The organism is Kitasatospora sp. NPDC087271 (assembly GCF_044744605.1).
Taxonomy (GTDB): domain Bacteria; phylum Actinomycetota; class Actinomycetes; order Streptomycetales; family Streptomycetaceae; genus Kitasatospora.
Genome location: NZ_JBIUYQ010000002.1, coordinates 205,522 through 231,039 on the forward strand (window position 1 = coordinate 205,522; position 25,518 = coordinate 231,039).

The following is a 25,518-nucleotide window of genomic DNA, read 5'->3' on the forward strand; positions in this document are numbered from 1 at the left end:
CCCGCCTCCGCCGGCCCGCGAGCGGCCGGTTCAGCCGTGGCGGGCGCCCGAGTCCCAGACCCAGGCCGCGATGCCGACCCGGTTGTTCACCTTCAGCTTCCGCTGCACGTGGGTCATGTGGGTCTTCACCGTGCCGGCCGAGATGAACAGCGCCTCCGCGATGTCGGAGTTGGTCAGGCCGTCCGCGACCAGCCGCGCGACCTCTAGCTCACGCGGCGTCAACTGTTCGACCTTGGGCGCCTTCTTCTGCTTCGGGCCGGCCAGGCTTCGCAGCAGCCGGGTGGTGATCTGCGGGCTGATCAGCGAGTCGCCCTCGACGGCCGCGCGCACCGCCTCGATCAGCAGCGGCGCACCGGAACGCTTCAGCAGGAAGCCGTACGCGCCCGCCTTCAGCGCCGAGTGGACGTACTCGTCGAGGTCGAAGGTGGTGACGATGACGACCCGTACGCCCGGGCTCTCCTCGGCCAGCCGGCGGGTCAGCTCCAGCCCGTCCATCCGCGGCATCCGGATGTCGGCGAGCAGGACGTCCGGCCGCAGCGTCCGCGCGATCTCGAGCGCCTCGTCACCGTCGCCCGCGACCGCGAGCACCTCCATGTCCGGTTGCAGGTCGAGGATGTGTCGAAAGCCTTCCCGCACGGTTGCCTGGTCGTCAGCGATCACGATGCGTGTCGTCATGGGCTGATCCTCGCACGGGGTAGCATCCGAGCACATGACAAATCAACTGGCCAGGATCGGACGCCCAGTTGGCGCGGCGTTCCTCGCGGCGGTCGCCATCTCGGTTGCGGTGTGGGCGGGTTCACCGGTTTCGACACTGATCCGGGGCTCGACGACGGCGGCAGTGCTGGCCGCCGCGGTCCTGATCGTGTGGCTGCCGGGGCAACCGCGGACCCGGAACCTGGTGACCGTCCCGGTGGCCTGCGCGATCTCGCTGTACGCGACGTTCCGCTACGAGGGCCCCGCCGACAACACCTCGGGGCTCTGGATCCTGGTCGAGTCGGTCGCCCTGCTGGTCACCGTCATGCCCGCAGTGCGCGGGTCCGCTCCGGCGGTCGCCGCCCTGCTGGGGCTGCTCCTGCTGGTGACCGTGACCCTGCTGCCGCTGCGGATCGCGCTGACCCTCGACCCGCCGGCCGGGCCGCGCGAGACCATCGGGCTCTGCGTGGTCTGGGGCCTGGCCGCGGTGGCCGCGGTGGGGGCGTCCTGCTACCTGCGCTCACTGGACAGCCGGCGCAGGCTGGCGGTCACGGAGGAGCGGCGCGCCCAAAGGCTGCACGTCGCCCGGGATCTGCACGACTTCGCCGCGCACGACGTGACCGGGGTGATGGTGCTGGCGCAGGCGGCCCAGATGCTGGCCAAGGAGTCGCCGGAGAAGGCGCTGGCGCTGCTCCCGCAGATCGAGAGCGCCGGCATCCAGGCACTGAAGTCGATGGACCGGACGATCCGGATCCTCAGCGAGCTGGAGGAGGACCGCCGGCCGGGCCGGGGCGGGGACGAGCCGGCGGCGGACGATCCCGAGGAGAACGCGGCGGCCCGGCCACACTCGCTGGACGAGCTGCCGGACCTGATGAACCGGTTCGAGCGCACCGGGATGATCCCGGCCCGGCTCGAACTCTCCCCCGGCGCCGTGGACGGCCTGCCGGAGCAGGTCGGCGCGGTCGGCTACCGGGTGGTGATGGAGGCGCTCACCAACGTCCGCCGGCACGCCCCCGCCTCGCCCAGGGTGACGGTCACCGCCGAGCGGGTGGCCGACGGCGGCGCCCTGCGGGTCCTGATCTACAACGAGCCGGTTCCGGCCGGCGCCCGGGCGGACGCCGCGGCGGCGGTCGACCGCGAGGGCGGCGGCACCGGCATCCGGGAGCTGCGTCGGCGGGTCGCGGGGCTGGGCGGCGAGCTCGCCGCCGGGGCCTGCGCGAACGGCGGCTGGCAGGTCGCCGTCCTCCTGCCGCTGGACGGCGTCCCGGCCGCCCGCGACGTCGGCGACGGGGCGGGCGGCCCGGCCGGGCACGCTCGGGGCACTCTCACCCGTTCGGGCGATCAGTCCTCTCCGGGTTGACCGACGTCCCTCACCTGATCGGCGGACGGCAGCCGCAGCGAGCCCGCCGCCGCGCCGGCCAGCCCGAGCATCGCCAGGCCGACGGCGCAGCCGAGCATCGCCTCGGTGCCGCTCAGCCACTGCGAGAGCAGCCCGCCCAGGGCCGCGCCGCCGGCCTGCGCGCCGCCGTTGAACAGGTTGGTCGCCGAACTCAGCCGGCCGCGCATGCCGTCCGGGGTGAGCAGGATCTGCTGCGTACCGACGACGGTGTACGCGGTCGGCGCGAGGAAGGCCATGGCGGCCAGGAAGCCGCCCCAGACCAGCGCGCCGCTCGTGACGGACATCAGCGGGACGAGCACCGCGAGCAGCCAGATGATCCCGACCACGGCCTGGTAGGGCGTGATCGAGCGGGAGATCCGCGGCGCCGCGAGCGCACCGATCAGGCCGCCGACGCCGAACATCGCGGCCATCGTGCCGACCTTCCCCGGCGAGGCCCCGTTCTGCTCGGCGGCCACGATGACGACCAGGTAGAGCGCCTGGAACAGCAGGTTGAGGCCGAGCAGCAGCAGGGTGGTCGAGCGCATGAACGGCTGGCGCACCAGGAAGGCGAAGCCGGCCACGATGTCACGCGGGATGGTCGAGATCGGGGAGGGCTTGCGCTCCTGCTTCGGCAGCCGGACGAACAGCAGCGTCAGGAAGGCCACCAGGTGGGCGACGGCGTCGGCGAGGAATGGAACGGCCCGCCCCAGGCCGAACAGGAACCCGCCGCCCGAGGTTCCGACCAGCTGCCCGAGGTGCATCCGCGCGGTGTTCACCGAGAGCGCCGTGGGCAGTTGCCCGCGGGTCACCACCAGTGGCAGCGAGGCCCGCTCGGCCGGGTCGAACAGGCTGGTGGCCGCCCCGGCGACGGCCGCGGTGAGCAGCAGCAACCAGGTGGTGACGTGCCCGGTGGCGGCGGCGAGCGCGAGCAGGCCGAGCATCACCGCCCGGACCAGCACGCAGACCACCATGATCTTCTTGCGGTCCCATCGGTCCACCAGCGCACCGGCCGGCAGCCCGACGGCCACCTGGGCCACCGCGTTGACCGCGCTCACCGCGCCGGCCACCCCGGGGGAGCCGGTCGTGGCGAGGGCGAGCAGCGGGAAGGCGATGGTGGAGACGTTGAGACCGGTCTCGGAGGCCGTGGTGCCGATCCACAGCAGGTGGTAGACCCGGTTGCGGCGGAGCGGGAGCTCCGGTTCCGTGACGGCCACCGAGCGGTCGGCGGCGGGTGCGAGCTCGCTCATCCCCGCACCTCCCGGCACTCGTCGGCGATCGCGCGCAGCACGCCGGTGAACTCCGCGGCCAGCCGCTCCACCGTCCCGTGGTGGTGGACGGCCGGGGAGTAGTACCAGGTGAACTCCAACCGTCCGTCGTGGATCCCGCCGACGATCTCCAACACGTGCTCCATCCGGTCGTCCGGGCCGAGGTCCTGGCCGATCGCGCCGTGCACGGTGTGCACGAGCCCGCTGCCGGGCCCGCCGTCGCTGCGGTGCCGGCCGAGGAAGTTGAACACCACGTCCGGGTCCGGCCCGGTGAGCGGGGTGTCCGGGTGCAGGTGGCGCAGCGGGCCGTGGCCCAGGCCCTTGCCGGGGACGGCACGCAGCTGCCGCCGCACGACGCGGGTGAGGGCCCGCCAGTCGTCGCCCTCGGGCACGGTGAGGCGGACGGGGTGCACCGCGGTGAACCAGCCGACCGTCCGGGACAGGTCGACGTCGTCGAGCAGCCGCTCGCGGCCGTGGCCCTCCAGGTCGACGGTGACCTCGTCCTCGCCGGTCCAGCGGGCCAGCACCCGGGCGAGCGCGGCGAGCGCGATCTCCTCGACCTTGGTGCGGTAGACGGTCGGCGCGTGCTCGGCCAGCTGGGCCGAGTCTTCGGCGCCGAGCCGCACCCGCACCTCCCGGCCGCCGCCCACGATGGCGACGCCGTCGAGGTCCCGGGGCACCGGCCGGACGGCGCCGACCCCGTTCCAGTGGTCGAGCTCGTGGTCCAGCCCGCCGGAGCGCACGTGCTCGACCAGGCGGGCGGACCACTCCTGGAAGGTGGTGCTCCGCGGGCCGAGGTCGACCGGCCGACCGGCCGCCGCCTGGGCGTGGGCCGCGTCCAGGTCGTCCAGCAGGATGTTCCAGGACACGGTGTCGACCACCAGGTGGTGGACCGTCAGGAACAGCCGGTCGCGGCGGCGTCCACCGGACTCGAAGAGGACGGCGGCGAGCAGCGGGCCGCGGCCCAGGTCGAATCCGGCCTGGGTGGCGCGGGCCTCCCGGTCCAGCAGCGCGCCCAGTTCGCCGTCGGGGGTGGCGGAGGTGTCCACCACCCGCAGCAGCGGCCCGCCGGCCCGGTAGGGCGGGTTCTCCTGGGCCCAGCCGTCGGCGGTGCGGGTGTAACGCATCCGCAGCGCGTCGTGGTGCTCGACCAGGGTCTCCAGCGCGGCCGTGAGCGCCGCGCGGCCGGCCGGCGCGCCGAGCTCCAGCAGCACCGACTGGTTGAAGTGGTGCGGGTGGTCGTGGGTGTCGAAGAACCAGCGCTGCACCGGGGTCAGCGGGACGGGCCCGACGGCCGGCGGCCGGCCCTCGACCGCGCCGTCGCCGACCTCGGTGGCGGCGGCGGCGAGTTCGGCCACGGTCTGGTGCAGGAAGACGTCCTGGGCGTCCAGCCGCAGCCCGGCCCGGCGGGCCCGGGCGACCACCTGGATGCTGAGGATGGAGTCGCCGCCGAGGTCGAAGAAGCTGTCCTCGACGCCGACCCGCTCGACGCCGAGCGTCTGCGCCCAGATCCGGGCGAGCAGTTCCTCCTTCCGGCCGCGCGGCGCCACCCGGGCCGCCACGGCGGTGTCCGGTCCGGTCGGCGCCGGGAGCCGGCGCCGGTCCACCTTGCCGTTGGTGCCGACCGGGAGCTGGTCGAGCACCTGGACGGCGGCCGGCACCATGTAGCCGGGCAGGGCGCGGGCCACCGCGTCCCTGAGCACCGCGGGCGAGAGCTCGGAGGCGCCCGACCGGGCGCCCGGGGCCACGTACGCGGCCAGCAGCTCGCGGCCGCCCTCCGGTTTGAAGACCACCACGGCGGCGTCCCCGACGCCGGGCTCGCGCAGCAGCACGGCCTCGATCTCGGAGGGCTCGACCCGGTGGCCACGGACCTTGAACTGCGTGTCGGTGCGGCTGACGAACTCCAGCTCGCCGTCGGCCACCCGGCGGACCAGGTCGCCGGTGCGGTACATCCGGCTTCCGGACCCGCCGAACGGGTTGGCGACGAACCGCCCGGCGGTCAGGCCGGGCTGTCCGGCGTAGCCGCGGCCGAGCCCGGGGCCGTCGATGTAGAGCTCGCCGGGCACGCCGTCCGGCACCGGCCGCAGGTGGCGGTCGAGGATGTGCAGGCCGACGCCGTTGAGCTCGGTGCCGACCGGCACGGGGGCGCCCTCATGCAGCTCGCCCGGGCTCCACAGGGTCGAGACCAGCGTGGCCTCGCTCGGCCCGTACACGTTGAAGAACTCCCGGCCCTGTGACCAGGTGCGCACCAGGTCGGGCGGGCAGACGTCGCCGGCGGCGGCGACGGTGGGCAGCCGGCCGCGCAGCCGCTCGGCGTCCATCACCGCCAGCAGCGCCGGGGGCAGCACCGCGACGGTGGCGCCGGTCCGGATGATCTCCCCGGCCGGGTCGGGCGCGGGGCGCGGACTGGTGAGGCAGAGCGCGCCGCCTGCGGTGAGGGTGCAGAACAGGTCGCACACCCCGCCGTCGAAGCTGGCCGGCGCGTACTGCAGCACCCGGCTGTCGGCGGTTATGCCCCAGGCCTCGCGCAGCACCCGGGCGGTCCGGGCGATCGCGCCGTGGCTGATCACCACGGCCTTGGGGCGGCCGGTGGAACCGGAGGTGTGCACCACGTACGCGACGTGGTCGGCCTCCACCCGGTACGGGGAGCCCGGCTCGCCGGGCAGCGCGGTGCCGGCCGGGGCCGCATCGCCGTCCGACCCGTCCGACCCGTCCATCCGCAGGACGGTGAACGGCCCCTCGGGGAGCCGCTCGGCCAGGTGCGCCTGGGTGAGCAGCAGCGGGACCGCGGTGCCGCAGATCATCGCGCCGATCCGGTCGGCCGGGTACTGCGGGTCCAACGGCACGTAGCCGCCGCCGGCCTTGAGCACCGCGAGCGCCGCCACCACCATCTCCACCCCGCGGTCGGCGAACACGCCGACCAGGGTGTCCGGGGTGACGCCCCGGGCGACCAGGCGGCGGGCCAGGTCCCCGGCCCGGGCGTCGAGTTCACCGTACGAGACCTCGGTGCCGTCGTCGGCGACCACGGCCACCGCGTGCGGGTGCTCCTCGGCCCGCCGGCCCACCAGCTCGTGGGCGAGCACGCCGGCTTCCTCGTCCGGCTCCCGGTGCCAGCGCCGGGGCTCCAGCACGAGCTCCCCGGCCGGGACGTAGGGGAGTTCGCGCAGCGGGTCGCACGGGCGCTCGGAGATGCCGCCGAGCAGCAGGACCAGGGCGTCGGCCATCCGGCGGGCGGTGCTCCGGTCGAACAGGCCGACGCTGTACTGGAGGGCGGCGTCCAGGCCGCGGTCGGTCTCCTGGAACTGGAAGGTGAGGTCGAACGCGGCGCCGCCGGTGGGCAGGCCGAACTCCTCGGTGTGGGCGCCGTCGAGGCGCACCGGGCCGCCCGGGGCGTCCTGCAGGACCACCATGGCCTGGAACAGCGGGGTGCGGCTCGGGTCGCGCTCCGGCCGCAGCGCCTCGACCAGCCGGTCGAAGGGCACGTCGGCGTGGGCGAAGGCGCCGTTGACGGACTCCCGCACCCGGCCGAGGAAGCCGTCGAAGCCCTCCTCCCAGTCCACCTCGGAGCGCAGCACCAGGGTGTCCACGAAGAAGCCGACCACCTGCTCCAGTTCGGGCCGGTCGCGACCGGCCGAGACGGTGCCCACCGCGATGTCGTCCTGGCCCGACCAGTGCGCGAGCAGCAGCTGGGTCGCCGCGACCAGCACGGTGAACAGCGTCGCGCCGCGGTCCTGGGCGATCCGCTTGAGCCGCTTGGCGGTCTCCGCGTCCACGGCGAACTCCAACTGCGCCCCCTCGCGGCCGCGCACCGGCGGCCGGGGCCGGTCGGTGGGCAGCTCCAGCGGCTCCAGGCCGGCCAGCCGCTCCCGCCACCAGTCGAGCAGGCCGCTGCCCGCGCTCTCCCAACGGGCACGCTGCCAGGCCGCGAAGTCGGCGTACTGGACGGGGAGTTCCGGCAGGTCGACGATACCGCCGTGCCGCCGGACGCGGTACAGCTCGGCGAGGTCGCGGACCAGCACGCCGGCCGAGCGGCCATCGGTGACGATGTGGTGCAGGACCAGGGTCAGCACGTGCTCGTCCTCGGCCAGCCGGACGAGGTGGGCCCGGAACAGCGGCCCGGTGCGCAGGTCGAAGGGGGTGGCGCCGTCGGCGCCGACGGCCTCCCGCAGCCGGTCCTCGCGCTCGTGCGCGGGGTGGCCGGACAGGTCGGTGCGGGCCAGCGCGAAGGGCCTCCCGGCCGGGGCGATCAACTGCCGCCCCTCGCCGTCGACCTGGCCGAAGAGCGTGCGCAGCGACTCGTGCCGGTCCACCAGGTCGGCCAGCGCCAGTTCCAGCGCGTCGGCGTCCAACGGGCCGTGCACCCGCAGGCCCAGCGGTGAGTTGTACTCGGCGCCGGTCCCGCCGAACTGCCCGAGGAACCAGAGCCGTTGCTGGCCGAAGGAGAGCGGCGGGGCACTTTCCCGGCCGACCGGCACCAGCGCGTCGGCGGGCGCCTCCCGCTCGGCGGCGAGCAGCGCGGCCAGCGACCGGACGGTCGGCGCGCTGAACAGGGCACGCGGGGAGATCCCGGAGTCCACGTGCTGCCGCAGCCGGGACACCACCCGGATGCTCAGCAGCGAATCACCGCCCAGCTCGAAGAAGTTGTCCTCGGCCCCGATCCGCTCGACGCCCAGCACCTCCGCCCAGATCCCGGCCAGCAGGGTCTCCGACGCGCCCTCGGGGGCCAGGTACTCGCCGCCGAGGGCGAGGTCCTCGGGCGGCTCGGGCAGCGCCCGGCGGTCGGTCTTGCCGTTGGGCAGCAGCGGGACGCGCTCCAGTCCGACGAAGGCCGAGGGCACCATCGCCTCGGTGAGGCCGACGGCCAGTCGGGCCCGCAGCCCGGCCGGGTCGATCCCGGTGCCGGGCACGGCGGGCACCACGTACGCCACCAGCCGGTCCCGGCCGCGGTCGCGGCGGGCCACCACGACCGCCTCGGCCACGTCGTCCAGCGCGGTGAGCGCCGCCTCGACCTCGGCGAGCTCGATCCGGAAGCCTCGGATCTTGACCTGGTGGTCGGCCCGGCCGAGGAACTCCAGGACGCCGTCGGCCGTCCAGCGGCCCAGGTCGCCCGGCCGGTACAGCCGGCCGCCCGGGGTGAACGGGTCGGGCAGGAAGTGCTCGGCGGTCAGCTCGGGACGCCGCCAGTAGCCGGCACTCACGCCGTCACCGCCGATGTGGATGTGGCCGGGCACGCCGACCGGCACCGGCTCGCCCCGCTCGTCGAGCACGTACACCCGGGTGTTGCCGATCGGGCTGCCGACCGGCACGTAGGCGGCGAGGCGGGCCAGCCGCTCGGGGGTGGGGACGAACACCGTGGAGTCGACGGTGGCCTCGGTCGCCCCGTAGGCGTTGACCACCACGGTGTCCGGGTGGGCGTGTTCCAGCAGCTCGCGGCAGTCGTCGACGCGCCAGCCCTCCGAGCCGACCGACATCACCTGGAAGGCCGGCAGCCGCTCGCCGCGCCCCCCGACCTCCTCGACCAGTGCCTTGGCGAGTGAGGGGACCAGTTCGATCGCGGTACCGCCGACCCGCTCGACCAGCGCGAGCAGCCGGGCGGGGTCGGTGACCAGGTCGGTCGGCACGACGAGCAGCGAACCGCCGAAGAAGACCGAGCGGAGCAGGTCGGCCAGGAAGAGGTCCACCGAGAGGCTGGTGATGGAGACGAAGCGCAACCCGCGTTCCGTCAGGTCGTACAGCTCGTCCCAGGCGCCGGCGATGTGGAGCAGGTTCCGGTGGGTCACCACCACGCCCTTGGGCCGGCCGGTGGAGCCGGAGGTGTACACCACGTACACCGGGTCGTCCGGCCCGGCGGCGACCTCCGGCGGGGTCTCCGGGCCGGTGTCGGCGACGGACTCGACGGACTCGACGGTGACCAGGGCACCGCCGTGGCCGGGCAGCCGGTCGGCGATCGCGGCGTGGCTCAGCACCACCGCCGGCTCGGCGTCCTCAAGCATGAACTCCAGCCGCTCGCGCGGGTACGCCGGGTCCAGCGGCACGTAGGCGGCGCCGGACTTCAGCACGGCGAGCACGGCGAGCACCATGTCGGTGGAGCGTTCCAGGTGCAGCGCCACCCGCTCGCCCGGCCGGGCGCCGGCGGCGACCAGTCGACGGGCGAGCCGGTTGGCCCGGCGGTCCAGCTCCCGGAAGGTCAGCGGAGCCCCGCCGTCCGCCTCCAGGACGGCCACCTCGTCCGGGCGGGCGGCGACCTGGGCGTCGAACAGCTCCTGGACCAGCGTCTCGGTGCGGCGCGGGCGCGCGGTGTCGTTCCACTCGACGAGCAGGGTGTGCCGCTCCCGCTCCGTGAGCCAGGGCAGCGCGGCCGGCCCGCGGTGCGGGTCCGCGGCCACGCCCTCCAGCAGGGTGCGCAGCCTGCCGCCGATCCGCTCCACGGTGGCGGCGTCGAACAGCTCGGGATCGTAGGTGAGTTCGATCCGCAGCGCGGTGTCGGCGTGGCTGCTGACGGTGAGCGGCACGGTGCTGCTGTCCGAGGAGCGCAGCACCTGGACGCCCACCCCGTCGCGGCCGGTGGCGCCCTCGGCGACCGGGTAGTTCTCGAAGACCACCACGCTGTCGAACAGCCGCTCCCCGGAGGCCAGTTCGGCGCAGCGCCGGATGTCGGAGAGGGCCAGGTAGTCGTGCGCGGTGCTCTCCGCCTGCGCCGCCTGCAGAGCGCGCAGCCAGGCCCCGAGGTCACCGTCCGCCTCCGGTCCGGCCACCCGGGCCCGGACCGGGACGGTGTTGACGAACATGCCGATGCCGCTCTCGATCCCCGGCACCTCGGGGGTACGCCCGGAGACGACGGCACCGAAAACCACGTCCGGCTCGCCGGCGTGCCGCGACAGCAGGATCGCCCAGGCGCCCTGCATCAGGGTGTTGAGGGTGATCCGGTTCTCCCGGCACCAGTCGGCCAGCACCCCGGTGACCGCCGGGTCCAGGGCGAGCTTGTGCGAGCCGACGGCCCGGGTGCGGTGGTCGGCGGCGGGCTGGCGGTCCACCGGCAGCGCGGTGGGCTCGGCGAAGCCGGCCAGCACCTGCCGCCAGTGCGCCACGGCGGCCTCGCGGTCCTGCCCGGCCAGCCACTCCAGGTACTCGCGGAACGACGGCCGGCTGACCGGGAGGGCGGCCCGCCCCTCGACGGCGGCGACGTAGTGCTCCAGCACCTCCTCGAACAGCTGGGCGGTACTCCAGCCGTCCAGCAGCAGGTGGCTGAACGTCCACAGCTGGTGGACGGTCCGGTCGTCGACCCGGGCCAGGACGATCCGCATCAGCGGCCCGGCGGCCAGGTCGATGCCGCGCTCGCGCTCGGCCCGGACCAGCTCGTCCAGCCGTCGGCCGGGGTCGGGGTCCCCGCGCCAGTCGAGCAGCTCGACCGGCAGCTCCAGGTCCGAGCGGATCAGCTGGACCGGCTCGGGCACGCCCTCCCAGCGGACGGTGGTGCGCAGCACGTCGGTGCGCCGGAACACCTCGCACCAGGCCGCGGCCAGCGCCTCGGCGGTGGCCAGTCCCTCCAACCGCAGGGCCAGCTGGTCGACGTAGGCGCCGCCGTCCGGGTCGGTCAGGGTGTGGAAGAGCATGCCGCCCTGCAGCGGGGTGAGCGGCAGGACGTCGTCCACGCCCCGGCCGTCGCCGACCAGCCGGTCGAGGGCCGCCTGGTCGAGCCGGGCCAACGGGTGGTCGGACGGCGTGCGACCGCCGGCACCGGGCTCGGCGCAGTGCGCGATGACGGCCCGCAGGTGCGCCAGCAGCGACTCGCCGAGCCGCCGGACGGTCTGCGGCCGGTGCAGCGCCCGGGAGGTGAACCAGGACAGCGTGAGCACCCCGTCGGAGACGGCGCCGACCACCTCGATCTGCGCGCTCCGCTCGTGGTCGCCGTCCCACTGCGGCCCGCCGTCGCCCAGGTGGGCGCGGTAGAGGGAGCGGGCGGCGAAGGCGCCGTCCAGCTGCCCGTGGTAGTTGAAGGTCACGGCCGGCGCGGCGGCCGGGGTGAATCCCGCCCGGTGGGCGGCCAGCGCGCCGTGGCCGAAGCCCTTGGCGGGGACGGCACGCAGTTGCTCCTTCACCGACTTCAGTCGCGCGGCGACCCCGTCGCCGGCCGCCACCGTCAGCGCGACCGGGTGGACGGCGGTGAACCAGCCGACCGTGCGGGAGAGGTCGGCGCCGGGCAGGACGTCCTCACGCCCGTGCCCCTCCAGGCCGACCAGCACCCGCTCGCGGCCGGTCCACTCGGCGAGCACGCCGGCCAGGGCGGTGAGCAGCACGTCGTCCACCCTGGTCCGGTAGACCGGCGGGACGTCGCGCAGCAGCGCCTCGGTCTCCTCGGCGGTGAGGGCGAAGTCCGCGCGCTCCGACGAGGCCGCCGTATTGGGCCCCGTGCCGTCGGTGGGCAGCTCGAAGGACTCCTCGGCAATCCTTCGCCAGTACGGGAGTTCGACGTCCAGGCCACCGTCGCGGACGTACTCGGCGAGCCTGGCGGACCAGGCCGCGAACGGGGTGGTCGGGGTGCCGAGGTCGACCGGTCGGCCGGCCCGGACCTGCTCGTAGCCGGTCGCGAGGTCGTCCAGCAGGATGCGCCAGGAGACGCCGTCGACCACCAGGTGGTGCGCCGTCAGCAGCAGCCGGGGGCCGGCCCCGGCACCCTCGTCGAACAGCACGGCGCGCAGCACCGGGCCGTGCTCCGGGTCGAGGGCGCGGCGGGCCGACTCCGCCTCCTCGCGCAGCACCGCCGCGCGCTCCGGCCCGCCCAGGCCGGCGGTGTCCCGGCGGCTCAGCAGCGGGCCGTCCTGGTGCGCCGCGGCCTCCTGCAGCCAGCCGCCGTCCACGCGGCGCAACCGGGTGCGCAGCGCCGGGTGGTGGGCGACCAGGGCCTCCAGCGCCCGCGCCAGTGCGGCCGGGTCGGTGCCGGGAACCAGCTCCAGCAGCAGCGACATGGTGAACCGGGGGATGTCGGCCGCGCCGGCCAGCAGCCGGTGCTGCATCGGGGCCAGCGGTGCCGGTCCCCGGTGCTCGTACTGCTGGGCGGTGTCGGCCGCGGTGGTGACGCCGGGGGCGATCCGGGCGATGGTCTGCTTGACCAGGATGTCCCTGGACTGGAGCAGGAACCCGGCGGCCCGGGCCCGGGAGACGGCCTGGATGCTGAGGATGGAGTCGCCGCCGAGGGAGAAGAAGTTGTCCTCGGTGCCGACCAGGTCAACACCGAGCAGCTCGGCCCAGATCCCGGCCAGAGCCCGTTCGACCTCGGTTCGCGGCGGCACGTAGCCGGTGGCCGGCTCCGGCTCCACGGCGCTCTCCGGCAGGGCCCGGCGGTCGGTCTTGCCGCCGGCGGTGCGCGGCAGCGCCGTCAGGAAGGCGAAGGCGGCGGGGACGAGGTAGTCCGGCAGCAGGCCGTGCAGGTGGGCGCGGAGCGCGGCCGCGCCCGGCACCGCGGCGCTCGGCACCACGAAGGCCACCAGCCGCTGGACGCCGGCCCGGCCGACCCGGGGCACCACCGCGCAGTCGTCCACCGCGGGGTGGGAGCGCAGCGCCGCCTCGATCTCGCCCGGCTCCACCCGGACGCCGTTGATCTTGACCTGGTCGTCGCCGCGGCCGGCGAACTCCAGCCGCCCGTCCGGCGTGCGGCGGACCAGGTCGCCGGTGCGGTACATCCGGGTGCCCGCAGGGCCGAACGGGTCGGCGACGAAGCGCTCGGCGGTCAGCGCGGCCCGGTGCAGGTAGCCGCGCCCGACCGGCAGACCGGCCAGGTAGAGCTCGCCGCGCACGCCGACCGGGACGGGGCGCAGGTGCGCGTCCAGCACGTAGGCCCGGGTGCCGCGCACCGGCAGGCCGAGCTCCGGCGCGCGGGCGGTGTCCACCCGGGCGGCGAGGGTGTCGACGGTGCACTCGGCCGGCCCGTAGAAGTTGTGGGCGGTCAGCCCCGGGGTCGCGGCCAACTCGCGCCACAGCTCCTCGCCGACCGCCTCCCCGCCGAGCACCAGCACGGCGGGCCGGTGCGGCGCGGCGGGGGCGAGCAGGCCGGCGTCGAGCACCGGGCGGGCGAAGGACGGCGTGAGCTGGAACAGGTCCACCTGCTCGCGCCGCGCGTAGGCCACCAGGTCGTCGGCGTTCAGCCGGGTCTCGCTGTCCACCAGGTGCAGGGTGTGGCCGTCGGCCACCGCCATCAGTGGGTTCCAGGACGCGTCGAAGGTCGGCACCGTGGTCAGCGCGACCCTCAGCGGGCGGCCGAGCAGGGCCGCCGCGGGCCGGAACAGCTCGTCCCGCTGGCGGGCGAACAGGTTGGCCAGCGAGCGGTGTTCGACCACCACGCCCTTGGGCCGCCCGGTGGAGCCCGAGGTGTGGATGACGTACGCGGCGTCCCCGGGGGCCGGCGCGGCCGCGGGCTCGTCGTGCCCGTCCCGGGCGGCGACGGCGGCGACCACCGCGGGCTCGTCCAGCAGCAGCCGGGGCAGTTCGGCGGGCACCGCGCCGGCGAGCTCCCCGGTGCCGAGCACCAGCGCGGGCCGGATGCCGCGCAGCAGGTCGGCGATCCGCTCGGCGGGCTCCTCGGAGTTCATCGGCACGTACACCGCGCCGGCCTTGAGCACCGCCCAGAGCGCGACCACGAAGTCGGTCGAGCGCGGCAGCACCAGTGCCACCAGGCTCTCCGCGCCGATCCCCAGGGCCCGCAGGTGGCGCGCCAACCGGTTGGCCCGGCCGTTGAGTTCGGCGAAGCCGAGCCGCTCGTCCCGGAACACCAAGGCGGGCGCGCCGGGGGTGGCGGCGGCCTGCCGTTCGAAGGCCTGGACCAGGGTGGCGGGGCCGTCGTCGGCGGTGGCGGCCGCCGCGTCCCAGTCGCGGCGCAGCTCGGCCGCCTCCTCGGCGGAGACCAGCGGCAGCGCGCGCAGCGGGGTGTCCGGCCGCTCGCCGACCGCCTCGAACAGGGCGACCAGCCGCTCGCCGAGCGCCCGGACGGTCCGCTCGTCGAACAGCGCGGTGCTGTACGACAGGCCGAAGTCCAGCTCGCCGTCGCGCTCCTCGAACTCCAGCCCGAGGTCGACGGTGGCCTCCCAGCGCGGAAGCTCCAGCTGCTCGACGGCCACCCCGGGCAGAGCGAGCGGGGCTCCGAACGCGTTCTGCAGCACCATCATGGTCTGGAACACCGGGGTGCGGCTCGGGTCCCGGACCGGCTCCAGCAGCTCGACCAGCCGGTCGAACGGCACCTGGTCGTGCTCGAAGCCGTCCAGCACGCCGTCCCGCACCCGGGCGAGCAGCGCCGCGAACGGCTCCTCCTCGTCCACCGTGGTGCGCAGCGCGACGGTGTTGGCGTAGAAGCCGACGGCACGCTCCAGTTCGGGCCGGCCGCGGCCGGTGGTGACGGTGCCGACGGTGACGTCCGGCTGCCCGGAGAGCCGGGCGAGCAGCAGCTGGTAGCCGGCCAGCAACACCGGGAACAGCGTGGTGCCCTCGCGCCGGGCGAGGTCCTTGAGCCGCGCGGTCGTCGTGGCGGGCACGGCCAGCCGCAGCACGGCGCCGGCCGTGTCGCGGACCGGCGGGCGGGGGCGGTCGGTGGGCAGGCCGAGCGGCTCGGCGCCGCGCAGCCTGCTCTCCCAGTAGTCGAGCCCGGCCTTCACCCCGGGCCCGGCCAGCCACTCGCGCTGCCGGAGCGCGTAGTCGGCGTACTGGACCGCGACCGGCTCCGGGCGCGGCGTCCGTCCGGCGGCGAACTCCGCGTACGCCGAGCCGAGTTCGTCGAAGAGCACGCCCGAGGACCAGCCGTCGATGACGCTGTGGTGGGCGGTGATCAGCAGCACGTGCCGCTCCGGCGCGGACCTCAGCAGCAGGGCACGCAGCAGCGGACCCCGCGCGAGGTCGAAGGGCGTCGCGAGCTCGGCCCGTACGACGGCCGCAACACCGGGCTCCTCGGCACCGGGCTCCCGGGCATCGGGCTCCCCGGCATCGGCGGCGGGCTCGGCGAGGCGCAGCACCCCGGGCGCCGCCGGGTGGACGACCTGGCGCACCCGGTCTCCCTCGACCCGGTAGCTGGTGCGCAGCACCTCGTGCCGCTCCACCACCAGGTCCACCGCCCGGGCCAGCGCGTCCCGGTCGAGCGGACCGGTCAGCCGCAGGCCGAAGGCGCTGGTGTACTCGCTGCCCTCGGGGGCGAGGCTGCTGAGGAACCAGAGCCGCTGCTGGCCGGAGGAGAGCGGGACCTCCTCCGGGCGCGGACCGGCGCCGATCGCGGCGTCCGCCGCGGCGGCGGGCGCTCCGGGCGCGTCCGGGGCCGCTCCCCGGCCGGCCAGCCGCCGCAGCAGCTTCTCGCGCACCTCGGGCGGCAGCGCCGACAGTCGGTCGGGCCGGGACGTGGGACCGTTCATGCTCATGCTCCTCATGCCTCGCTGCTCGTGCCGGTGTCCGCCAGTCCCTCGGCGGCCAGGATGTCCGCCAGGACCTTGTCCTCGATGAGCGCCGCCAGCTCGGAGACGGTCCGGGCCGTCATGACCTCCCGCGGCGACAGGGAGATCCCGAACGCCCTGCGGACGCTCGCCATCACGCCCAGGCTCCGGATGGAGTCCCCGCCCAGGCCGATGAAGTCGTCGTCCGGGCCGACCTGCGCCACCTCCAGGACGTCCGACCAGATGTCCGCCAGGGCCTGCTCGGTGGGCGTCAGCAGCTCCCGCGGCTCCGGTGCCGCGGGCTCGGCGGGCCGTTCCGCGGGTCGGCCGAGCGCCGCCCGGTCGACCTTGCCGTTGGGGGTGAGGGGCAGCGCCGGGACGAAGGCGAAGCCCGCCGGGACCATGTGCTCGGGCAGCAGCCCGGCCAGGAAGCGGCGCAGCTCGGCCGCGTCCGGCGCGTCCGGGCCGCCGGTGGTCACCACGTGCCCGCCGAGCACCCCGTCGGCGACCGTGGCAGCGGCCGCGGCGACGCCCGGGTGGCGGGTCAACGCGCTCTCCACCTCGCCGAGTTCGATCCGGAAGCCCCGCACCTTCACCTGGTCGTCGACCCTGCCCAGGTACTCGATCACGCCGTCGGCGCGGCGCCGGGCCAGGTCGCCGGTGCGGTAGAGCCGTCCGCCGGGCGCACCGAACGGGGCGGCGACGAACCGCTCGGCGGTCAGCGCCGGACGGCCCCGGTAGCCGCGGGCCAGGCCGTCGCCGCCGAGGTACAGCTCGCCGGTGACGCCGTCGGGCACCGGGCGCAGCGTGCCGTCGAGCAGGTGGACCCGGGTGTTGCGGATCGGCCGGCCGATCGGGACGGCGCCCGGGGCGAGCGGCTGCCCGGGCTCGGCCCGGTACACGATGCAGCCCACGGTCGCCTCGGTCGGCCCGTACTCGTTGATCACCGCGCTGCCGGGGTGCCGGGCCCGCCAGCCGGCGAGGCTCTCGCCGGGCAACTGCTCGCCGCCGACCACCAGGTCGGCCGAGCCGGCCGCCACGTCGGGCAGGCGCTCCAGCAGCGGAAGGTGGCTGGGCGTCGCCTTGACGAAGCCCACCGCGGTGCCGGCGGCGGCCAGTTCGGCGAGCGCGTCCGGCTCCAGTGGGGACACCACGACCGTGCCGCCCTGGGTCAGCGGGGTCCACAGCGCGGTGACGGTGAGGTCGAAGGCGATCGAGGAGTGCAGCAGGGCCGAGGTGCGCAGGCCCGGATACGCGTCGGCGGCGTGGGCCAGGTAGTGCGCCAGCGAGGCGTGCTCGACGACCACGCCCTTGGGGGTGCCGGTCGAACCGGAGGTGTAGAGCACGTACGCGGTGTCCGCCGGGGCGGGTCGGACGACCCCGGTGTGGTCGTACGGGCCGGCCAGGCCCGCCAGGTCCACCAGGTCGACCGGGCAGCCGGCCGGCGCCTCGCCGTCCAGAGCCGCCACGCCCTCGACGTCCGCCAGCAGCCGCACCGGACCGCACTCGGCGAGCAGGGCGCCGAGCCGCCGGGCCGGGTGCTGGAGGTCCAGCGGCACGTATCCGGCGCCGGCCTTCCACACCGCGAGCAGGGTCACCACCAGCAGCGCGGAGGGCCGCATGGCGACGGCCACCACGTCCTCGGTGCCGACCCCGGCGGCGCGCAGCCGGGCGGCCAGCGCGTCGGAGCGCGCGGCCAGGTCGGCGTAGTCGAGGCGGCCGTCGGGGCCGGTCAGCGCGAGCGCCGCGGGAGTGCGCCGGGCCTGGGCGGCGATCCGCTCCGGCACGGTGGTGCGGTCCACGGCGACCGCGGTGTCGTCGTGGCCGGTCAGGTGCCGCCGCAGCTCGTCCTCGGTCAGCCAGGGCAGGTCCACCAGCCGGGTCGGCGCGTCCCGCTCCGGCTCGGCCATGCCGCCCAGCAGCAGACCGAGCCGGTCGGCGAAGGTCCGCACCGTCCGCTCGTCGAACAGGGCGGGGTCGTAGGCGAACGAGAAGGTCAGCCGCTCGGTCGGGTAGACGCCCACCGCCACGGGATAGTTGGTGGTCTCGGCGTCGGCGCTCACGTCGCGCAGGGCGAGGCCGCCGACGGTGAGCGCGGCGTCGTCCACCGGGTAGTTCTCGAAGACCAGCACGCTGTCGAAGAGCCTGGCCGGGGCGGCGATCCCGCTGCGGGCCTGGATCGCGGTGAGCGGCAGGTGCTCGTGGACGCGGGCCCGCACCTGCTCCTGCTGGAGCTCGCGCAGCCAGGGCCCGAGCTCGGCCCGCGGGTCCGCGAGGGCGCGGACCGGCAGGGTGCCGATGAACAGCCCGACCATGTCCGGCGCGCCGTCGAGGTCGTTGGGGCGGCCGGAGACGGTCGCGCCGAAGCAGACGTCGCCCTGCCCGGACAGCCGGGACAGCAGCAGCGCCCAGGCGCCCTGGACCACCGTGTTCACGGTGACCTGCCGGTCCCGCGCGGCCCGGTAGACCCGGGCGGACAGCTCGGCCGGCAGTTCCACCCGCAGCCGCGCGGAGGACCTGACCCGGTGCTCGCCGGTCGGCCTGCGGTCGAAGGGCAGCGGGGTGGCGGTGGTCAGGCTCGCCAGCCGCTCGGTGAAGTACCGCTGCGCCTCGTCGGTGTCCCGAGCGAGCTGCCAGGCCACGTAGTCGCGGAACGGCGGCCGCTCGACGGCGGCGGACGGCCGGCCGGCGCGCAGCGCCGCGTACTCGGCGAACAGGTCGGAGAGCACCTGGTAGAGGCTCCAGCCGTCCAGCAGCGCGTGGTGGAAGGTCCACAGCAGGTGGAACGAGCCGCTGTCCAGCCGGGCCGCGGTGAGCCGGGTGAGCGGGCCGTCGGCCAGGTCCACGCCGAGCGCGCGGTCGGCGGCGAAGAGCCGTTCCAACGCCTCGGCCCGTCCGGCCTCGTCCAGTCCGCTCCAGTCCAGCACGGTCAGCGGGGTGGGGACGGTCCGCAGCACCCGCTGGACGAACCCGCCGGCCCCGGTGTCGGCGACCGTGGTGCGCAGCACCGGGGTTCGGTCGACGGTGCTGCGCCAGGCGCGTTCCAGCAGGTCGACGCGGTCCACACCGTCCAGCACGAAGGCGAACTGGGCGAAGTAGGCGTCCTGACCGCCGGTCTCGGCGGCGGCCTCCAACGAGTGGAAGAGCATGCCGGCCTGCATCGCGGTGAGCGGGTAGAGGTCCGCCACCGCTCGGCCGTCACCGGCCAGCCGGTCCACCGCGGCCTGGTCCAGCCGCAGCAGCGGGAAGTCCGAGGGGGTCCGGCCGCCGGCTCCGGGTTCGCCCGCGTGCGCGGCCAGCGCGCGCAGCGCGTCGGCGGTCGCCTCGGCGAGGCGCCGTACGGTGGCCTCCTCGTGCACCTGGTCGGAGTACTGCCAGAGCAGCTCCAGGGCGCCGCCGTCGCCGAGGACGGCGATGACGTCGAGCAGGTGGGGACGGACCGACTCCGGGGACTGCCGCAGCCACATCCGTGGCCGGGTGCCCGCCTCGAACGGGCCGCCCTCGGGCAGTTCCTCGAAGCGCCCGAGGTAGTTGAAGCTCACCTCGGGCGCGCGGTCGCGCTCGGTGCGGTGGGCGGCCGCGTCGCGCAGCGCGCCGTGGCCGAGGCCACCGCCGGGGACGTCCCGCAGTCGCTGCTTGACGGACTTGAGCACGGCCGGCCAGCCGGCGGCCGGGTCGGGCAGGTCGAGGGCGACGGGGTACACGGCGGTGAACCAGCCGACGGTGCGGGACAGGTCGGTGCCGTCCCGTTCGGTCCGGCCGTGGCCCTCCAGGTCCACCAGCACCTTCGGCAGGCCGGTCCAGGCGGCCAGCGCGGTGCCGAGCGCGCTCAGCAGGACGTCGTCCGGGCCGCCCCGGTAGCGGGCCGGGAGCTCCCGGAGCACCGCGTCCGTCTCGGCGGCGGTCAGCCGGACGGTCAGCGTGCGGGTCGAAGCCGCGGTGTTGGAGCCTGCCCGGTCGCGCGGCAGCCGGGGCGTCGCCGGGTCCGGCACGCCGTCCCAGTACGCCCGCTCGGGCTCGAACTCTCCGGCGGCGGTGCGGGTTTCGAGGTCGAGCGCCCAGGCCCGGAACGAGGTGGTCTTGGCGCCGAGCCGCACCTCCCGGCCGACCGCGGCCTGCCGGTAGGCGTCGGCGAGGTCCTCCAGCAGGATGCGCCAGGAGACGCCGTCGACCACCAGGTGGTGGGCCGCCAGCACCAGCACGTCCGGGCGCCCGGTGTCGCCGCGCAGCAGGGTGGCACCGAACAGCGGGCCCTCCGCGAGGTCGAACTCCTCGGCCCGCTCGGCCATGTCGTCGATCCGGCGGTCCTGCTCGTCGACCGGCAGGCCGGCCAGGTCGACGACGTGCAGCAGGGGGCCGCCCGGGCCGGGCGCGTGGTGGCCGACGGCCCCGGCGAAGCGCAGCCGCAGCGCGTCGTGCTGCGCGAACAGGGCGCGCAGCGCCCGCTCCAGGGCCGACTCGTCGACTCCGGGGGCCAGTTCGACCCGGACGGTCTGGTCGAAGTGCCCGGGCCGGGCCGGGTCGGTGCCGTGGAACCAGCGCTGGATCGGGGTGAGCGGCAGCTCGCCCTCGACCGGGCCCTGTTCGGCGGCGGGCGCCTCGTCCCGGGCCCAGACCGCCACGGCGGCGAGTGCGGCGACGGTCTGATGCCGCATCACGTCGCCGGAGCGCAGGGAGAGCCCCTCGGCGCGGGCCCGGGCGGCGACCCGCATGGTGAGAATGGAGTCCCCGCCCAGCTCGAAGAAGTTGTCCTCGACACCGACCTGTTCCACGCCGAGCAACCGGGCCCAGGTCTCCGCGAGCAGCCGCTCCTTCTCGTCGCGCGGCGCCAGGTAGGCCCGCCCGGCGTCGGCCTCGGGCACCGGCAGGGCGGCCCGGTCGAGCTTCCCGGCGGCGTTCAGCGGCAGCGCCGGCAGCGTGACGAAGGCGGACGGCACCATGTACGAGGGCAGGTGCTGCGCCAACGCGGCGCGCACCACGGCGGTGTCCGGGCGCTGCTCGGCGTCCCGGGGCACCAGGTAGCCGACCAGGCGCTTGGAGCCCGCGCCGTCCGGCAGTGCCAGGACGGCGGCGTCGGCCAGCTCCGGCAGCCGCAGCAGGGCGGCGACGATCTCGCCGGGCTCGATCCGGAAGCCGCGCACCTTGACCTGGTCGTCGGCCCGGCCGAGGAACTCCAGCACGCCCTCGGGCAGCATCCGGGCCAGGTCGCCGGTGCGGTAGAGCCGCTCGGCCGGGTCGAAGACCGCGGGGCCGAACCGCTCGGCGGTCAGCTCGGGCCGGCCGAGGTAGCCGATCGCCAGGCCGTCGCCGGCCAGGTACAGCTCGCCGGGCACGCCGTCCGCCACCGGCCGTCCGTCCTGGTCCAGCAGGTGGACCCGGGTGTTGGCCAGCGGGCGGCCGATCGGCACCGAGGCCCGCTCCAGGTCCCGCTCGGTGATCCGGTGGGTGGTGGCGAACACCATGGACTCCACCGGTCCGTAGCCGTTGACCAGGCGCAGCCCGGGGTGGCGGCGCAGCACCCGGCCGACGTGCTCGACCGAGACCGCCTCGCCGCCGGTCAGCACCTGGCGGAGCGTCCCGAAGACGCCCGGGTACTCCTCGGCCATCACGTTGAACAGGCTGGAGGACAGCCACAGGGTGGTGACGCCGTGCCGCTCGACGAGCTCGGCGATCGCCTCCGGCTCGGGCGTGGGGGCCGGCTGGAGGACGCAGCGGGCGCCGTGCAGCAGCGCGCCGAACAGCTCCAGGGAGAACGCGTCCCAGGAGATCGGCGCCGACTGCAGAACCACCTCGTCCGGCCCGAACCGGGCGTAGTCGGTGCCGACGAAGGTGCGCACGGTGGCGCGGTGGGCCGCCAGCACACCCTTGGGCCGACCGGTGGAGCCGGAGGTGAACATCACCGTCGCCGGGTCCTCGGCGCTGCCCGGGACGGCCGGGTCGGAGTCGTCCTCGGCGTCGGTGGCCGGGTCGGTGAGCGACAGCAGGACCGGGTCGCCCGCGGCGGGCCAGGCCGCCCGGACGGTCGCCTCGGCGTCGGCCCCGACGAGTGCGACCGGCGCGGCCAGGTCCTCGATCATCAGCCGCAGCCGCTCGACCGGCAGGCCGGTGTCGAGCAGCGCGTAGGCGCCCCCGGCCTTGAGCACCGCCAGCAGCCCGACGACCATCCCTGGCGAGCGCCGGGCGCAGACCGGGACGAGCGTGCCGCGCCCGACCCCGGCGGCTGCCAGTCGGCGGGCCAGCCGGTTGGCCCGGGTGTTGAGCTCGCCGTAGCCGACGGCGGTCTCCTCGTGCACCAGGGCGACGGCATCCGGGCGGAGCCGGGCGACGTACTCGAACAGCTCGTGGACCCGGGCATCGCGCGGGTAGGTGGTCTCGGTGTCGTGCCAGTCGGCCCGGGCCCGCCGGGCCCCGGCGTCCTCCGCGCCGACCAGGGCGAGCTCCCCGGCGGGCGCGCCGGCGTCGGCGACGGCCGACCGGAGCAGGCCGAGCAGGTGGTCCGTCAGCCGGGCGACCGTGGCAGCGGTGAACAGGTCGGTGCTGTACTCGATGCCGGCGCCGAGCGTGTCGCCGTGGTTCCAGAACTCGAAGAGCAGGTCGAACCGCGAGGAGGATCGCGGGAGTTCGGCCTCGGCCAGGTCGAGCCCGGCGGCCGCCGCCCCGGGGCCCAGCAGCGGTTCCTGGTAGGTGACGGCGGCCTGCACCAGCGGCATCCGGCCCGGTTCGCGGACCGGACGCAGCGCCTCGACCAGCCGGTCGAACGGCACCTCGCCGTGCTCGACCGCGACCAGGGTGGACTCCCTTACGGCGTCGACGAGTTCACCGAACGGCCGGGCGGGGTCGAGCGCGGTGCGCAGCGGCACCAGGTTGGCGAAGAAGCCCTGGGTGTCGTCGTCCACGCCGTCGCGGCGGCCGGCGGTGGCGATGCCGAGCGCGAAGTCGCGCTGGCCGCTGTGCCGGGCCAGCAGGACGTGCACGGCGGCGGTCAGCGTCATGAAGACGGTGGCCCGACGGGCCCGGGACAGGGCGCGCAGCCCGGCGGCCAGCTCGGCCGGGACACGGAACCGGTGCAGGGCGCCGGCGCCGGTGCGGGCCGCCGAGCACGGCCGGTCGGCGGGCAGGTCGAGCGGCGGCAGGTCCGCGAGCCGCTCGCGCCAGTACGCGATGTCGGCGTCCCAGGCGCCGGCCCGGGCCCGTTCGCGCTGGTCGGCGGCGTGGCGGGCGAACTGGTCGGGCGCCGGCGCCACCGGGCCGAGCGGCCCGTGCACGGCCCGGCCGTAGAGCTCGAAGAGCTCTCGGAGCAGGGCGCGGGTGGACCAGCCGTCGGTGACGATGTGGTGCTGGTCCAGCACCAGCACGTGCCGCTGCCCGGGCAGATGGATCAGCAGGGCGCGCAGCAGCGGCCCGGCCACCAGGTCGAACGGACGGGCCGTCGCCTCGGCGAGCAGTCGCTCGTGCTCGTCCGCCGCCTTCCCGGCCGACAGCGCGGTGAGGTCGACCACGTCGAGCGCGGGCTCGCCGGGCTCGTGCACCACCTGCACGCCGCCGTGCTCGCCGGCCCGGAAGGTGGTGCGGAGCACCTCGTGCCGGGCGAGCACCGCGCCCAAGGCGGCGCGCAGCGCCTCGTCGTCCAGTTCGCCGGCCAGCTCGATGCCGACCGCGGCGCCGTACCCGGCCAGGGCCGGGGCGGCGTCGTGGAGGAACCAGAGGCTCTCCTGGGCGAAGGACATCGGCACGGTGCCGCCGCGGCCACGCGGCGCGCCGTCGCGCGCGACGGCCCCGACCGGGGCGGGGATGTGCCCGGCCGGTCCGACCAGGGCGGCGACCGCGCCCGCGGTCGGCGCGGCGAACAGCTCGCGCAGGCTCGGTGCGGTGCCGAACTCCGCCTTCAGCCGGGCCAGGACGCGGGCGCCCAGCAGCGAGTCGCCGCCGAGGTCGAAGAAGTCGTCGGTGGTCCCGACACCGGTGGTGCCGAGGGCCTCCTCCCAGATCCGGACCACGGCCTCCTCGACCGGGCCGTCGGCCGGCACGTGGGCGACCCCGCGGCCGGTCCAGTCCGGCGCGGGCAGTTCGGCGCGGTCCACCTTTCCGGAGGGGTTGAGCGGGAAGTGCCCGACCGGGACCACCGCGGAGGGCAGCAGGTGCTCGGGCAGGGTGCGGCGCAGGTGGGCGGCGAGCTCGGCCCGGGTGGGCGCGGCCAGGCCCGCCTCCGCGCGAACGTGGACGACCAGTCGGCGGTGGCCGCGCTCGTCCTCGGGTGCTCCGGCGGCGGCCTCGGCGACGGCCGGGTGGGTCAGCACGGCGGCCTCGACCTCGCCCAGCTCGACCCGGAAGCCCCGGATCTTGACCTGGTCGTCGGTCCGGCCGCGGTAGCGCAGCACGCCGTCCGCGGTCCACTCGGCGAGGTCGCCGGTGCGGTAGAGGCGGCCGCCGGCCGGTCCGTACGGGTCGGCGACGAAGCGCTCGGCGGTCAGACCGGGGCGGCCCAGGTAGCCGAGCGCCAGCCCGTCCCCGGCCACGTACAGCTCGCCGACGGCGCCGGGGGCGACCGGCCGCAGCCGCTCGTCGAGGACGTGCACCCGGGTGCCGGTCACCGGGCGTCCGATGTCGGGGGCGGTGCCGTCCCCGGGGATCGGGTCGCTCATGGTGGCGCAGACGGTGGACTCGGTCGGCCCGTACCCGTTGACCATCAGCCGGCCGGGCGCCCAACGGGCCGCGACCGCGGCGGAGCAGGCCTCGCCGGCCGTGACGACGGTGACGCCGGCCGGGACCGCCCCGTCCGGCAGGGTGGCGAGCACCGCCGGCGGCAGGGTGACGTGGGTGATCCGCAGTTCGGCCAGCAGGTCGGCGAAGGCCGGACCGGGTACCAGCCGCGCGGCATCGGCCAGGACCAGCGTGCCGCCGGTGAGCAGCGCCATGGAGAGCTCGAACACCGAGGCGTCGAAACTGGGGCTGGCGAACTGCAGCACCCGGGAACCGGGGCCGGCCGCCAGCTGGGCGACGTGCTGGGCGGTGAGGGCGGCGAGGCCGTGGTGGGGCACGGCCACGCCCTTGGGGCGCCCGGTGGATCCGGAGGTGTAGATGACGTACGCGGCGTCCAGCGGGTGTCCCCGCCCGACCTTCCCGGCCGCGGCCGGGTCGGTGTCCGGGCAGCCCGCCAGCGCCTCGGCGACGGCCGGGTCGGCGAGGTCCAGCACGGCCGGCGGGCCGTCGACGGCCCGGACCGAACCGGCGCCGTTGGTGAGCAGCAGCCGCGGCGAGGCGTCGGCGAGGACGTAGGCGACCCGCTCGGCCGGGTAGGCCGGATCGACCGGCAGGTAGGCGGCGCCGGCCTTGGTGGTGGCGATGGCCGCCAGCACGAGATCCGCGCCGCGGGCCATGCCGAGCGCCACGATGCTGCCGGGGCCGACGCCCCGGTCGATCAGCAGGTGCGCCAGCCGGTTGGTCCGGCTGTCCAGCTCGGCGTACGAGAGGGTGCCGACCCCGGACACCAGAGCGGGCGCCCTCGGGGCCCGCTCGACCTGCCGGCGCAGCAGCTCGGGCAGGGTGCCGGCGGCGGGCGCCGGCGGTCCCGCGTGCCACCCCGCCGCCTCCGCCGACGCCGGGTCGGTGCCAGTGATGAGCCGTGCGTCCGGGGAAGCCGCCTCGTGCGACATGGTCGTGTCTCCTGCCCTTCGGTCTGCTCTGCCCGTTCAGCCGCCCGGCCGTCCGGTCCGACGACGGCTTCGGACTCCCGCGGGTCGCGGGAGTCCGGAACACGCTGGTTACTGCCGTGCGCCGC

At 75.9% G+C, this 25,518-nt stretch carries 5 protein-coding genes; 1 reads left to right on the top strand and 4 read right to left on the bottom strand.

All coding sequences use genetic code 11. The features are described from left to right. Positions 1–30: 30 nt before the first annotated feature. The gene (locus tag ACIO9K_RS04155; protein WP_363623133.1) at positions 31–675 is read right to left on the bottom strand and encodes a response regulator transcription factor; all 645 of its coding nucleotides are present in this window, start codon (positions 673–675) and stop codon (positions 31–33) included. Positions 676–709: 34 nt separating this feature from the next. Here ACIO9K_RS04155 and ACIO9K_RS04160 point away from each other — a divergent pair, with 34 nt between their 5' ends. After that, positions 710–2,053 carry a sensor histidine kinase gene (locus tag ACIO9K_RS04160; protein WP_400326919.1) on the top strand — a complete coding sequence of 448 codons (1,344 nt, stop codon included), beginning with the start codon at positions 710–712 and terminating at the stop codon, positions 2,051–2,053. Here ACIO9K_RS04160 and ACIO9K_RS04165 read toward each other — a convergent pair. From ACIO9K_RS04165 to ACIO9K_RS04175, 3 genes are read right to left on the bottom strand one after another with little or no spacing between them, the layout of a single operon-like run. Beyond that, on the bottom strand, positions 2,035–3,318 hold the full coding sequence (locus tag ACIO9K_RS04165; RefSeq protein WP_400326922.1) for an MFS transporter: 1,284 nt from the start codon (positions 3,316–3,318) through the stop codon (positions 2,035–2,037). The two genes, ACIO9K_RS04160 and ACIO9K_RS04165, sit on opposite strands and share 19 nt — an antisense overlap. Beyond that, a complete protein-coding gene (locus ACIO9K_RS04170) occupies positions 3,315–15,722 on the bottom strand; it encodes an amino acid adenylation domain-containing protein (RefSeq protein WP_400326925.1) in 12,408 nt (4,135 codons plus the stop codon). The genes ACIO9K_RS04165 and ACIO9K_RS04170 overlap by 4 nt, the downstream gene beginning before the upstream one ends. An 11-nt stretch (positions 15,723–15,733) precedes the next feature. After that, positions 15,734–25,393 (bottom strand): amino acid adenylation domain-containing protein, encoded by a 9,660-nt coding sequence (locus tag ACIO9K_RS04175; RefSeq protein WP_400326928.1) that lies wholly within the window; start codon positions 25,391–25,393, stop codon positions 15,734–15,736. Positions 25,394–25,518 lie beyond the last annotated feature (125 nt).